General features: G+C 67.6%; 9 protein-coding genes. 4 read left to right on the top strand and 5 right to left on the bottom strand.

All coding sequences use genetic code 11. The features are described 5' to 3' along the window. Window positions 1–209: 209 nt before the first annotated feature. Window positions 210–4,142 (top strand): glycosyltransferase, encoded by a 3,933-nt coding sequence (locus JOE55_RS13400; protein WP_204781808.1) that lies wholly within the window; start codon window positions 210–212, stop codon window positions 4,140–4,142. A 182-nt stretch (window positions 4,143–4,324) separates the two neighbouring features. After that, window positions 4,325–4,873: an acyltransferase gene (locus tag JOE55_RS01580; RefSeq protein ID WP_338125389.1), complete on the top strand. Its 549-nt coding sequence runs from the start codon at window positions 4,325–4,327 to the stop codon at window positions 4,871–4,873. A gap of 100 nt (window positions 4,874–4,973) precedes the next feature. Here JOE55_RS01580 and JOE55_RS01575 read toward each other — a convergent pair whose 3' ends face one another. From JOE55_RS01575 to JOE55_RS01565, 3 genes are all read right to left on the bottom strand, one after another. After that, complete coding sequence (locus JOE55_RS01575) at window positions 4,974–6,305, bottom strand: alpha/beta hydrolase family protein (RefSeq protein WP_204781807.1); 1,332 nt, start codon at window positions 6,303–6,305, stop codon at window positions 4,974–4,976. Between the two features lie 17 nt (window positions 6,306–6,322). After that, window positions 6,323–7,486 (bottom strand): non-hydrolyzing UDP-N-acetylglucosamine 2-epimerase, encoded by a 1,164-nt coding sequence (gene wecB, locus JOE55_RS01570; protein WP_204781806.1) that lies wholly within the window; start codon window positions 7,484–7,486, stop codon window positions 6,323–6,325. A gap of 122 nt (window positions 7,487–7,608) precedes the next feature. Beyond that, entirely contained in the window at window positions 7,609–8,292 is a 684-nt protein-coding gene (locus JOE55_RS01565; protein ID WP_204781805.1) for a response regulator, read from the bottom strand. A gap of 259 nt (window positions 8,293–8,551) precedes the next feature. Between JOE55_RS01565 and JOE55_RS01560 the strand changes: the two genes are divergently transcribed. Together JOE55_RS01560 and JOE55_RS01555 are read left to right on the top strand one after the other, a co-directional pair. Then, window positions 8,552–9,883 carry a sensor histidine kinase gene (locus JOE55_RS01560; protein ID WP_204781804.1) on the top strand — a complete coding sequence of 444 codons (1,332 nt, stop codon included), beginning with the start codon at window positions 8,552–8,554 and terminating at the stop codon, window positions 9,881–9,883. Window positions 9,884–10,072: 189 nt separating this feature from the next. Further along, the gene (locus JOE55_RS01555; RefSeq protein WP_204781803.1) at window positions 10,073–10,813 is read left to right on the top strand and encodes a hypothetical protein; all 741 of its coding nucleotides are present in this window, start codon (window positions 10,073–10,075) and stop codon (window positions 10,811–10,813) included. Between the two features lie 13 nt (window positions 10,814–10,826). On the opposite strand, the gene JOE55_RS01550 is transcribed toward JOE55_RS01555, so the two are convergent. Together JOE55_RS01550 and JOE55_RS01545 are read right to left on the bottom strand one after the other, a co-directional pair. Beyond that, window positions 10,827–11,639, bottom strand: coding sequence for a hypothetical protein (locus tag JOE55_RS01550; RefSeq protein ID WP_204781802.1), 813 nt, complete (start codon window positions 11,637–11,639; stop codon window positions 10,827–10,829). Window positions 11,640–11,937: 298 nt separating this feature from the next. Then, window positions 11,938–13,629: an ABC1 kinase family protein gene (locus JOE55_RS01545; protein WP_204781801.1), complete on the bottom strand. Its 1,692-nt coding sequence runs from the start codon at window positions 13,627–13,629 to the stop codon at window positions 11,938–11,940. Between the last annotated feature and the right edge of the window lie 6 nt (window positions 13,630–13,635).

Here is a 13,635-nt window from a genome sequence, read left to right as displayed (position 1 = left end):
AGGCTGACGGTGCGCTGGCTCAGGCATGGCTCGGTGCTGTCGTGAGAGATCTGCTGCGTGAAGGCGCTGAGGTCACCTTCGTCTCAGGCGCCGTGCAGCGCCTCCCCATGCACAGCACGCTGGAGGCCTTGGGGGCAGCTGTCGTATCAGCGCCGAAGACCGGCAGCGAAGACGCAGCACTTGGCGAGACCTCGTATCGCCACGATGCAGTGAGCCGACAGCTCACAGCCCTCGGTGCCCAGGAGGACATCGACATCGTCGTGGCGCAGGGCTTCTCGCTGTGCTGCGATGCAGCGTCGGGGGGGACGCTCACGCAGAAGCTGTGGTCGCTGATCGATGACGACCCGGTCATGGCTGCTGTGCTGCCGGAACGCAGGGTCGCCGAGCTGGAGCACATCGCCACGGGCAGCTACCGGATCGTCACCACCAGCGAGCAGCAGCGATCGGTCGTGGAGAGCCGGAGCCGCGCAGCGACCTCCAAGACCCGTGTCGCGCCGATGCTCGAGCTGCTGCTCGACCAGGCCCCGGCGCCCACGGAGGCTCCCGCAGACCGGTCTGTGGTCGTCGACCTCAGCCTCTGGGGCGAATCGCCGATGCCGTCTGCCCGCGATATCACGGCGCGGGCTCGAGAGCAGCGCCGTCCGGTTCGTCTGCTGGTTTGCGGCACGGCTGAGGCAGAGACGGGGCGCCGTGAGGCAAGCGCTCTGCTCGATTTCCCGGGTGCGGAGATCCAGAGCCTGCCCCTGCTGGAGCTCTCAGCTGAGAGCACGGCAGATCGGGTTCTGATCATGCCGGAGGATCCAGCGCCTGCCCTGGCCGAGATCGGGCGTCAGATCGCTGTGGCGAGGCGCATGACGGTCACCACGGACGTGGAAGGCGCGCTTCTTCCGGGGTCCGGCGAAGAGCTGAGCCCCCAGACCCAGGACGCTGGTGCCGCGTCCTTCGCGTCCCTTCTCTCGGAGACCCGCACCCTACGCAGGCGGCCGGCCCAGGACGAACAGCGGAAGCCCCGGGTGGTCCTGGCTGGAAGCGATTTCAAGTTCTCTGGCGATCTGGTGGATCGCTTGGCGGTCCAGGACGATTTCGACGTCAGAGTGGACAGGTTCGTGCATCATTCGCGGCCGCAGCCTTGGGCGAGCCGGAAGTACCTCGAATGGGCGGATGTGATCATCGCGGAGTTCGCGGCTCACAACGCGATCTGGTATTCGCAGAATGTCCGCCCCGAGCAGAAGCTCATCGTCCATCTGCACGGCTTCGAGCTGCTCTCCACCTGGATCGATGAGCTCGAGATCCACAATGTGCATCGCATCGTGGTGGCTTCCGAGTTCTATCGGCAGCGCTGCCTCGAGATGAAGGATTGGCCTGCGGAGAAGGTCATCGTCATCCCGAACAGCGTCAATGCAGATGACCTGGACCGGCCCAAGCTGGACGGCGCCCATTTCCATCTGGCGCTCATCGGATATGTTCCGATCCTGAAGCGCCCGGATCGTGCCCTGGACGTCTTGGAGATCCTCCTCGAGCACGATGATCGGTACATCCTGCATCTCAAGGGCAACCCGCCTTGGAACTACGTGTGGGAGTGGAAGAAGGCCGCCCACCAGGACGCATACCGGGAGTTCTTCCGCAGGATCGGCCGGTCTCCGCGCTTGCGCGAGCACATCGCCTTCGAGCCGTTCGGGCCCGATATGGGCAATTGGCTGCGGAAGGTCGGCTGGGTCCTGTCGACATCCACCCGAGAGACCTTCCACATGGCAGCCATCGAAGGTGCCAGAAGTGGGGCAGTTCCCGTGGCATGGCGGCGCGAGGGCGCCGAGGAGATCATCGGGGGCCGTTTCGTCCATGATTCCTCCGAGGAGATCGCGAAGGTGATCCTGGAGGCGAACGAGTCTCGTGAGTCGTTCGCGGCGCTCTCGCAGGCTGCGCGCAGCCACTCGGACCGGTACTCCGCAGATGTCGTGTGCAACGACCAGTGGTTCTCCCTGCTGGATCAGGCGAGCCGGGACATCTCTGATGATGGGGCCGAGGAGGTGGTAGCCAGCACCATGCAAGGCACCATGCTCTACGAGCGCGTCGTCGCGGATCTCGACCGCGGTGATACGGAAGCGGCCCTGTCTGACCTTGATGCCCATGTGCGGGTGACCGCTCAAGAGCAGGGGAAGCTGAAGGACCTCGAGCTGCTGTGCCGCGGCCTGGTCGCAGCTGACACCCGACGCTTCTCTCTCTTCCTGCCGCCGTCGAACAGCCAGGCCGGTTCGGAATCCGAGCAGATCACTGATCCGGTCGACGTTCTGCTGGTGCGAGGCGGCGGGCAGATGACCGTGCGATGGTCCGAGTACGGCTTGGACCGCTTCGCCGTGGACTTGGACACTCCACCAGGCCTGCAGCAGCCTGACACTCCACCGGCCCGGCTTCCTGACGTCCAGCAGGACCGTGGCATGGCGGCTGTTCCGGCTGCGCGCGGACTGCGATTCGACCGGTGGGTGCACGTCGCCGCATCGGATATAGCCCGCGAGGCAGCGGCTCGAGGCATCTCGGACCTGGTTGTCGCTGGACCATGGTGGGCTGCGCTCACTGCGGCGCATGCCGCCGACAGGCTGGGCGGTCGAGTGCACTGGATCGTCACGGACGATGCGGACATCTCTCTTGTCGAACGTGCCATTCAGGACCCAGGCTCGCCGGACCTCTCTGCGCAGCTGGCCCGTGTGGTCTTTCTCCGGGCCGATTCCCGGATTCGAGCGGTGGATGGCATGTCCGTGCTGGACCGCCGATTCGATCTACGCTTGGGCGATGCAGCAGTCCGTTCGGACCAGGATCCAGCTGCCTTCCGTCGCTCGATGCTGGAGGCCACATCACAGGCTCGGGTGGCTGCCCCTGCGGAGCTGCTGAAACAGCTCGGCGATCTTCGGCTGGCAGTGGTCGCCGACTCCGCGACTCTTCGCGAGCTCCAGAGTCTGGTCAAGGAAGTGCGCCCAGTCGAGCCGGAGGAGCCCACAAAGCATCTGACAGCAGATCTGGACGCTCTGATCGTCTTCTCGTCGGCCGATCAGGGCGGCTCGTGGGCAGGACGGCTGCGGCGGAGCACTCCTGACGAACTCCTGCCTGCGGCGAGCATGTTCGATGAGGCCAGGGCCCTGGGCATCCCCGGCTGCTTCGTGCTGGAAGCCAGTCGTTGGGACGAGCCGTTCTACGCCACGATGGCGCGTCGTGCCGACCACGTGAGCGCAGTGCACCGAACGGCGCTGCTGCAGCTGCTGCAGCGCCACCCGATCTCAGTGAGCACCGCCGATCATTGGGAGGACATCGGGAGCCTTCGGCCCCGACTGCTGCGTCTGCTGCGCAGTGCCGGCGTGCCGGTGTCTGCCCAGGCCGAGCCGCGGCCCATGCAGGGAGGCTCTGCCGTCTCGACTGAGGACTCCCGTCGCCTGGCCAAGCAGCTGCTGGCGCAATGGCGAACCACCGAGATGCCTCCTCTCGAGGAGGAGAAGGTCTCCGTCATCGTGGCGACGCACAGCGGAGGCAACAGGATCCCTCGACTGCTCGAATCGCTGGGAGCACAGACGTTCCCCGAGCATCTGCTGGAAGTGATCGTGGTCGAGAACGGATCGGATGATGGCACACGGGCACTCGTGGGGGAGTTCGCGGACGATCACCGTGAGATGACTGTCAGGTACCTCCACTCGCCTCAGGCGGATGTGGGTGCCGCGCATAATCTCGGTCTGAAGCAGGTCAGCGGAGCATATGTCGCGTTCGCTGACGACTACGACAGCTTGGATGAGAACTGCATCCTGTCCATGTGGCTGTCGGCCGGTCCCGACACCCTGGTCATCGGGGGACTCGTCGACGAGGATGCGACCACAGGTGCTCGAAGCTCCGATGCGCCCCACGACCGACGCATGAAGCGCCTGGGCCATGGAAGCCGGTCGCTGTCTGCTCACCAGCATCTGCTGGGAATGGACACCTGCAAGCTAGTCCCGGTCGGAGCGCTCGATGGATTCCTCTTTCCTGAGGGACCCGGATCCGGCGAAGGCGCTGTCTTCTCGGCTCACCTGCTGCTGCAGGAGAGCCTCGAATTGGTCCCTGCAGCACCGTTGCAGGACTCGGCCTACGTCCGATCTCTGCGCGATGGTTCAGTATCGCTCTAGAGCCTCGAGGCGGACGTTCACCCTAGGCAGTGAGTCGGCGGTGAACCAGAGGGGCGTCTGTCGCCCCTCTCACCGCGTTCACCACGTCCTGGGTGATCCGTGTGTGCAGCAGCCCCGGACTTCAGGGTCGGGCGGGGTGAGGAAGTCCTGAGCAGTCGCCGTGTCCGCGCTTGAATGGACCGGTGGATGAAGAGACGGCCAGCGCCATAGCGGCGCTCACCCAGCGCCTCAGTGAGCTGGAGAAGCAGCTGGAACGTGCTCACCCCACACGTTGGAACGGGGCTGAGGGTGCCATCGGCGCACCGGGTGTGCGGATCCATCCCTCCTGCAAGATCATCGCCAGCGGCGGACGGACCGTGCGGTTCGGCGAGCGGGTGCTTCTGCGCAGGGGAGCTGAGATCGTCGGTCCCGCGACCATCGGCGAAGGCTGCTCATTCAACCGTGACGTCTATATCCGCGCGAATGTCACGTTCGGCAAGAACTGCAACATCGGAGCCTTCGCCCGATTCATCACAGACACCCACGCGGTAGGCGGATCGGATCGACGTGCAGGGAGGGTCTCGTTCCCCGGCATCTCAATCGGCGACGGAACGTGGGTAGGCGCGGGGGTGACTGTCCTCGGAGGGGTCACCGTCGGGGCCGGCGCAGTCGTCACGAAGGACGTGCCCGCAAACACGGTGGTGGGAGGCATTCCAGCACGAGTCATCCGCAGTCTCCCAGGTCCGAGGTAGGAGCCATGGAGTGCGAGGATTATGCTCGCACGTCTACCTATGACCTCATGTGTCGCCCCGACTCGCCCCAGCACCTGTCAGGTGGAGGCGCCAGCACGGATCACTGCAGCTCTCGGAAGCTTGTCTCATTCAGACTGTCGGTTCGTGTCTGCGTCTCCGACTTCAAGCCGAGGGCCTCGACCAGTCGACGGGGGTCCTCTCCCCGAGCGGGCCATGGGCTGATGCTCAGAACGATGCCGATGTCCGAATCGTCGGTGGGGATCTCGGGCAGTTCGACCCAATCCTCGTGTACGGGATGTCCACCGGAGAGGTACTGGAAGCTGCGCCGCTTCCTCTGCGACCAGTGCCAGCCGGGAGCAGGACGGCGATCGCCATTTACACCGATCAGTTCCGCGATGATGAGGGCGTCCCGTTGACTGAGACCCGGGCGGATGCGAGCTATGGGGCGGCAGTCGGCTCCACCGGTCAGCGGGTACGCATAGCCGGCCTCTGATGCGGCTGGGGTGTACCTGATCTGGGGATCTCCCGGTTGCAGACCGGGCGCTGGTGTCTCGGCGAAGGCCTCCATCGTGACCGTCTGCGGTGCTGCTGGGTGGCTGGAGAGCAGTTCCAGCGTCTGTTCGCGACCGAGCGGGTTGTGGAGCGAAACGGGGTCGCTGTAGCGATGGATGGCAAACCGTTCGGCGAGTGCTCGCTCGTCGTGGACGAAGCTCATGGCCTGGGTCAGGTCCACCTTCAGATCATGCGGGGAAGCGATGTTGACCCAGTAGTCGACGCTCAGCGGTGTGCTGCGCTGCGAGAGCCGCCGCAGCGCGCTCGTCCGCCAGGGTATGGCTCGCCGCAGCGCCGCCGGTGCCGCTGCGTTGAATCGCCGGGCGGACAGGGCGACGACGCCGCCTCTCATCCAGCGAGTCCAGTCGAATTGCGCGTTGTTGACGACTACGTGCGGATCGTCGTCCTGGGCCGCCGTCATGAGGGCCAGGAACCCTCCCGCCGACGAGCCGAAGTAGGTCCGTCGGCGGGAGTCGAGCACTCCCAGGGCGCAGCACAGGGTCCGGACGGCGGAGCCGATGTCCGGGAGAGCATCGTGGGCGAGGGACTCCTGCCCCCAGTTCAGTGACAGGGCATCCTCACCCGCGGTTCCCGGATCGCAGACGTAGATCTGATGCGTGGGGATCGAGCGCCACCAGCTGGAGCGCTGGAAGATCGGCTGGCCGCCCGTCCGCTCGAGGTCGACCGCACCGTTGAACAGGATGGTGACGCGCTCGGCTTCCGGGCGGCGCACCAGCAGAAGCGGCAGCGGAGCCCGCTCACCGCGCTGGATGATGAGTCTCACCTGCGTGTCGAGAGGGAAGCTCTCCGAGCGCAGCGCAACGGTGAAGTCCTCGAGGCTCGGATACTCCCGTTCGACCGCCTCCGGGTTGTGTTCCATGCTGCAGACCTCAGAGCTCAGCCCTGTGGCTGGGTCTCGGGTGCGAAGTCGGGCAGGCGCTCACCGAGACCGAACATGTGGGCGATGGCGGCTACGGTGCGTTCGGCGGCGCGGCCGTCGCCGTAGGGGTTCACGGCGTTGGCCATGGAGGTGTAGATGGCCTCGTTGTGCAGCAGGGTGGAGACCTCTTCGACGATGCGCTCCTCGTCGGTGCCGATGAGCTTGACGGTGCCGGCGGTGACGGCTTCGGGGCGTTCGGTGTTCTCGCGCATCACGAGCACGGGCTTGCCCAGCGACGGGGCCTCTTCCTGGACTCCGCCGGAGTCGGTGAGGACGACGTCTGCCACGGCGAGCATGCGGGTGAACTCGCCGTAGGCCAGGGGTTCGGTGACCAGGACGTTGTCCAGGCCTTCCAGGGCCGGTAGCACGGCTTCGCGGACCACGGGGTTGCGGTGGGCCGGCAGCACGATGGTCAGATCGGGCTCATCGGCTGCGATGCGTGCCAGGGCGCGGCCCACGCCGCGCATGGCATCGCCCTGGTTCTCGCGGCGGTGGGTGGTGACCAGCAGGACGCGGCGTCCGGAGGCGGCCAGGTCCTCCAGGGCGGGGTCGGTGAAGGGCAGTTCGCGGGCCACGGTGTGGTGCAGGGCGTCGATCACGGTGTTGCCGGTGACCACGATGTCGTCGCCGTTGATGGACTCGGCCATCAGGTTGCGCCGGGAGATGTCGGTCGGGGCCAGGTGCAGGGAGGCGATCTGGGAGGTCATCTTGCGGTTGGCCTCCTCCGGGAAGGGGGAGAACAGGTCGAAGGAGCGCAGTCCGGCCTCGGCGTGGATCACGGGGATGCCGCGGTAGAACGCGGCGATCGCACCGGCGGTGGAGGTGGTGGTGTCGCCCTGGACGACGACGGCGTCGGGGGCGTTGTGCTCGAAGATCGTATCCAGGCCTTCGACGGTGCGGGTGAGCACGCCGTTGAGGGTTTGGCGGGGGCGGATGATGTTGAGGTCGTGATCCGGGGTGATGTCGAAGATCTCGTTGACCTGATCGAGCATCTCGCGGTGCTGGCCGGTCACGGTCACCACGCACTGGAACTCGTCGGAGTCCTGCAGGGCCTTCACGATCGGTGCCATCTTGATGGCCTCCGGGCGGGTTCCGTAGATCGGCATCACGGTCAGCGGCATCGGTGACTCTTTCACTCATCGGCGGGCGGACAGGCAATCCTCAGCAGATTCTCACACAGCTGTCCCCGATTCGGGGTGGCGACGGCCCTGGGTGGGGCGCGTCGTGCCCGAAGGCTCGCGGTTCAGAGCTGGATGAGCCCGGCCTTGTGAGCGGCGATGACCAGCTGCAGCCGGTCGCGGACCTGGAACTTGGACACCATGTTCGTCACGTGAAGCTTCACGGACTTCTCGGACAGGACCATGAGCTCGGCGATCTCCCGGTTGCTGTGGCCTTCGGCCAGGTGGTTGAGCACCTCGGACTCGCGGGCCGTCAGCGTGACGGAGGCGGGCAGGCTGGCCCGGTTGTCCGATTCGCGCAGATGCCCCACCACCGCCTCGAGGGCCTGAGGGGAGAGCTGGGTGCGTCCGGCCACGGCCTCGCGCACCGCGGAGAGCAGCCGCTCGGGCGGATCGGACTTCAGGACGTAGCCCAGGGCGCCGGCGCGCAGGGCGGGAACGACGGCCTCCCGGGAGGTGAACGTCGTGATCATCACCACGTGAGTGCGCGGCATGAGCCGAAGCACCTCAGCGACGGCCTCGACGCCGTCCACGCGCGGCATCTGTATGTCCATCAGGATGATGTCCGGACGCAGGGTCTCGGCCATCTGCACGGCCGCGCGCCCATCCGCGGCGGTCCCCACGACCTGCATGTCGGGGGCGCTGTTCACATAGATGGAGATGGTCTCGCGGACGACCGCCTCGTCATCGGCGATCAGCACGCTCAGCAGCTCGTCGGAGCCGGGCTCCGGAGACTGATCCCTGGTCATCGCTGCTCCAAGTCTGTCCGACGGCCGAGCTGTGGGCCGGGGCGGCCGACATCGGCCAGGTCGCCGATCATCGTAACGACGGAGGTCCAGCGACAGACAGCCGTCGCAGGGACTCAAATGGGGACAAGTACATGCACTCAACGAGATCCCGCCGGCCGATGGGTAATATCGCTGCAGCATCAATCGGAAGCGTCGGGCCTGGTCGTGGGCCCCTTGGGAGGGCAGTGAGGGTGATCCAGGCTGCTGCGGTGAGCGGGCCATGAGGGCCGATCTGCTCGAGCCTCCCCGGCTCTGGCGACGCTTCACCGCAGCCGTGGACAGCCGATGGCCGGAGCTGGCCGACTCCGCGGTCCTCGCCCCTCCCGTGCCGTTCCGGGCGGCCATGCTGCTGATTGTCCTGATCTTCCTGGGGCTGCAGGTCATCAGCAACCTCCTGGGGCAGGCCTGGCTGAGCGGGGAGGCTCTGTCCTTCACGCTGATCGTCATCTTCCTGCCGCTGATCTGCGTGTGGATCACCCGCGGTCTGTGCGTTGTGGCTCTGACCGTGGCCTATGCCATGGTGCTGCTCAGCCAGCAGCCGATCGCTGTGGTCGCCCCGGCGATCATCTGCTGCGTCATCCTGTGCATGTGGAACCGCTGGGGCGTGGGCATGCTGCTGATGCTCGCCCAGCTCACGGCGGCCCTGTCCCTGGTGGGGCTCGGAGACACCGTCACCATCCGCATGCAGGCGTTCCTGCTCGCCTTCATGATCTTCGCCGGCTCTGCCGTGGGCTGGACCATCCGCTTCTTCCGGTGCCGGGCCCGGCTCACCCAGCTGCGGGTCGCCCAGCTGGAGACCGAGGTGGCCGGAGTGCGCTCGGCCGAGCGCCGGGACCTGGCTCGCGAGCTGCACGACCTCGTGGCCCACGACGTCACGGCCACCGCGCTGCGGGCCAATGCCGGGCTGCTCTCCGGGGGGCCGCAGGTGCAGCGCCGGGTGCTGCAGGACATCGCCGACGGAGCCTCGGGCACCATCGAGGATCTGCGCCGCATGGTCTCGGCCCTGCAGGAGGAGGCGGGGGAGGCCACCGCGCTCGAGGACGGGATCGCTCCCCAGCACCAGGCGCTGCGCACCGATCAGACCGGTGCGCAGCGTCCCACCGCGCCCACGGACTCCATGGAGACCGCGCTCGACCGGTGTCGTCAGCTGCTCGAGGACGCCGGATTCGACCGGGTCGAGATCGCCCGCGGAGACGGCTGGGAGGAGATCGCCACGAGCGTGCGGTCCCTGTGCCAGCGCGTGCTGCGCGAGGGCACCGCCAACGCCATCCGCCACGGGATCCCGAGCGCGCCGGTGAGCCTCAGCGCCAGCCTGGAGACCACGCCGCAGGGCCGCTCGATCGCGGTGATCCGGGTGCGCAACCTGGTCCGCGATGCCCGCAGCCGCAGCGCCCGACTGCCCCGGGAGATCTTCCTGGAGGGCGGCCTCGGACTGGTCGGCCTGAGCGAGCGCGTGGACATCTTCGGCGGCGAGCTGAGTTTCGGGCGCCAGCTGGACATTTGGGAGCTCATGGCCCGGATCCCGCTGCAGGAGGCGGATCGGCGTGCTTGAGGGCCGCGCCGAAGACGACCGAGAACGAGCACCGCAGGACGTGACTGAGATTTTCACACCGGACAGTGATCTGGATTGCAGCATGAATCCGCGCAGGCCGAGCGCCCCCATCGCTGGAGCGCATGCCTCCGCGACGGTGCAGAGGACGCTCGGGACGGTGTTTTGGACATCCGAGGAGAGGTTCGGGAGATGACACCTCTGAACAGGGCATCGATCGACGTGGTGATGCGGGTCGACGACCCCGCCGGGCGACCGATCGAGATCGACCGGGACGTCGTGCGCCGGTCCTACATGGCGCTGAAGGCCATGGCTCGCACGCTCTACGCCCGCCATCGTCCTCCGGAGCGGTTCCCGGAGGAGGGCCTGAGCATGAGCTTCTACGAGCCCGGCCCCGGTGCCGTCGTGTTCGTGGCGCAGGTCGTCGCCGATGTGCGAGGACGCGCCGGTGATCAGCCGACGCCGCTGGGCGCCGGCAATCCGGAGCCCGTCCGCACCGCGGAGCAGGCCCTGCGCCTGAGTGTCCTCGGGCTCGTGGAGATCGTGCGGGCCTTCGGCTTCGTGCTGGCCGCGCCGCAGACCGTGCGGGAGGTGCGCTGCGGTCACGTGGACCTGACCGAGGCCGACGACGGCCAGCACCTGCGCGTCTCGCCGGAGGTCGACTACGGGCTGATGCACGGCAGCTTCGACGCCCAGATGCGGGAGTTTCTCTCCGGGCTGACGCGGGAGGGAGTGGGTGCCGTCTCCCTGGCCTACGGGGCGGAGGCCAAGCGCAGCCGGATCCAGCACATGGTCATCGCGACCGATCGCGTCCTGGAGTTCGTGCGCGGGGCGCAGGTGCAGCGCCCGATCGACCGGCTGAGCACCGATCCCGATCCCGACCCGGAGCCCGGCGCCGGCTTGGACCCCGACGCGAAGCCCGGCGCCGCCTGAGGCGGCCGCAGCTTCAGAGCAGAGGGCCGGGCGGCGGCATCCGCACATCGGTGCGTCGGCCGCGGTCCTCAGGACCCACATCGCTCTGGGCGGGCCGGGGGAAGTCCTCGCGCGGAGTGCGCGTGACCAGAGGCAGCAGCGGATCCTCGACCCGCGGCACGGAGTCGAAGATCGTGGCCGGGTGCATCTCCCGCACCCGCTCCCACATGTTCGCCGGCACCTCCATGACCGTGGCGCCCTCGCGCGTGTAGGGCCCCCTGCCCTGCACGAAGGTGATCGTGGAGTCGTCCTGCTCGAAGAGGTGCTTCAGGTCCTCTGCAGCGGCCTGGGCCTGCTGCGACGAGCGGAGGATCGCGAAGATACTGGTCGGCACCCGCATCACGTACCGATCGTCCATGACCATGGGCACGAGGTTCAGCTCATCCGCTGCGGTGCCCACCACCACGGACTTGGCCCCCAGGATGATCGGCAGCATCTGCACGCCCGAGAGCACCGTCTCCACGGCCTCGCCCAGCTTGTCCTCCAGCACGGAGATCTCGTCGACGCTGCGCGGCGAGAGCAGCCGACGGTGCAGCGGACGGGCGTCGCGGATGGAGGCCAGCAGGTCGTAGGCGCCGGGCTCGCGGATCGACAGGATCACGCGCACCGGCTCTTCGCGGGCCACGTCCACACCGTCGAACTGGAGGCCTTCTCGCACCAGGGCGGCGAACCCTCGGCGGATCCTCTCGCGCTGCTGCGCGGACAGCTTCAGCGGGCGGCCGTGGCGCACGGCTTCGAGGCTCATGGGCTCCGAGACGAGCAAGGGAGCGGAGTCGAAGTCCGGCATGGGAGACCTCATCTTGTGCCTGCGGAAGGATCCGCACGGGTGGGAGGACACGCCTCATCCAGCGGGTTGCGCGACGATGAGGGGCCGGCATCGGCCGGGGGGGCAGTCCGTCCGATGTACGACGGTATCGACGTTACTGGTTGGTCAGGAGCGAAGTCGCCCAGAAGCCCGTCGAGCTGAATGAGGTTTCAAGTTTCGCGCCCGTCTGTGTGGACGGCGCGGACGAGATCGGACCACGTGAACACACACCAGCAGAGGTGGGCAGAGGCGGGCACGCGATGGATCGGGTCAGCCGAGCTCACCGTGTACGTCGTCTGCGCTCACGCAGCGAGGAGACGACCCGGCGCACTCTGGGGGTGGCCGTGGAGGCCGCCAGATACGCCGAGAGCACCCCGACCGTTCCGGTCCCGCCGATCATCAGCGGGACGTGGAAGCGGCCGTAGCGCTGCGGCTCGGAGGCCACCACGTGGGACATGCCGTTGATCGTCGCGGCGATCACCGCGCCGGCGATGACCTGGTGGCCGATGCGCTCGCCGCGGTTGAGCAGAGGCTCGAGCTCGTCCGCGCGCAGATGGACGTCGAATCCGCCGTTCTCCAGCACGGACATGATCCGTCGGATGACGTCGGGGGAGTCCTGGCCCAGCTGGACCGCCTCTTCCACCAGCCCGCGCACCCGGTGCAGCAGCGCCTCGGGCGAGACGCGGCGCAGCACGAACTGGCGGGCGAACGGGCGGATCACGGAGATCAGGTCGAAGTCGGGATCCAGGCCCTTGCCGATCGACTCGGCGGTGATCACCATGCGCAGGAACAGCGCCGAATCGCGCGGCAGGCGCAGCCTATGGCGGCGCAGGCAGGCCACCAGGTCGGACAGCAGCGCCGCCATCCGCACCTCGGCCAGGGGCCGGTCGGCGTAGCTGCGGATCATGGATTCGACATCGCGGTCCAGGGCGGCGCGGTCCAGGTTCTCCGGGGCGCGGTCGGTGAGCTTGAGCAGCCCGGTGGTGGCGCGACGGGCATTGCCCTGGGAGACGCCCACGAGCATGGTCACCAGGGCATCGCGGAACTCCTCCGAGAGGCTGCCGACCATGCCGAAGTCGATCATGGCGATCGAGCCGTCGGAGTGGATGAACAGGTTCCCCGGGTGCGGATCGGCGTGGAAGAAGCCGTGGACGAAGATCATCTGGCACAGGATCTCCGTGGCCGTCACGGCCAGCTGGTGGCGATCGACCCCGGCGGCGTCCAGGGCCGTGTGATCCGTGATCTTCATGCCGGACATGCGCTCGGTGGTCAGCACCCTTGAGGAGGTCGCCTGCCACACCACAGCGGGCACGATCAGCGACGGATGCCCCGCGAACAGCTCGCGCATCCGCTCCGTGCTGCGGGCCTCGGCCAGGTAGTCGAGCTCATCGCGCATGGAGGCGGCGAACTGATCCACCAGCGCGGTCAGGTCCTGATCGCCCACGCCCGGCCAGTAGCGCGTGATCAGCACGGCGAGCTCGCGCAGCACCTCCAGGTCGCGGTTGACGGTGTCCACGATCCCCGGGCGGCGGATCTTCACGACGACGTCCATGCCGTCGTAGACCGCGGTGTGGGCCTGCCCGATTGAGCCGGTGGCCAGCGGGACGGGGTCGATGTGGCGCAGTATCTCCTCTGCCGCGGTGTCCGGCTCCTGCTCGAGCAGCTCGCGGATGCGATCCGGCGGGATCGGCGGGGACGAGTCCTGGAGGCGGGCCAGCTCGCGGGCGTACTCCTGAGGCAGCAGGTCCGGGCGCGTGGAGGCCAGCTGGCCGAGCTTCACGAACGTGGGCCCGAGCTCCTCGAGGGCCAGGCGCAGGTGGACGGGCTGCGGGCGCAGCTTGTCCGGGTCCACCAGGCGCACGCGCTCCAGCGGGGCGCGCCATTCGGGCTTGAGGCCCGCCAGCACGAAGCCGAAGCCGTGCTGGGAGAGGACCTCCAGGATCTGGAAGAGCCGTTCGCGCCGCGAGAGCATTCCGGG

The organism is Kocuria palustris (genome assembly GCF_016907795.1).
Lineage (GTDB): Bacteria > Actinomycetota > Actinomycetes > Actinomycetales > Micrococcaceae > Kocuria > Kocuria palustris.
This window is presented reverse-complemented; position numbering and strand designations above follow the sequence as displayed.